1 protein-coding gene is annotated in these 242 nt (G+C 37.6%); it reads left to right on the top strand.

The genetic code is table 11. The annotated features are described in order from the left end of the window. Positions 1 to 242: hypothetical protein (locus tag ABFY71_RS19110; protein ID WP_347947462.1), on the top strand; the 242-nt coding region annotated here is incomplete at both ends.

Raw genomic sequence — 242 nt, 5'->3', positions numbered from 1 at the left:
ATATGTTTTAGATGCTCGCCAAGTATATTTCTTGAAAAAAGTTGGTGAACAGCTGGATTCAGGTACTTTGCAAGCGTTGAAAGAAGAAAAGGAAGCAATAAAATATTTGACTAACTTTGAGTCTACACAAGACTACCTTGAAGAGGAATATCAGTATCAAGGTATCACACCTCCAAAACTTGACGATTTTGAGGCGTATTCCTATAAAGACCAGCTGAGTTATCTTCGGAAAGGGCATTTCG

This window comes from Devosia alba (assembly GCF_039938915.1).
GTDB classification, from domain to species: domain Bacteria; phylum Pseudomonadota; class Alphaproteobacteria; order Rhizobiales; family Devosiaceae; genus Devosia; species Devosia alba.
Note: the sequence above shows the minus strand (reverse complement) of the source record. Positions and strands in the feature narration are given on the sequence as shown.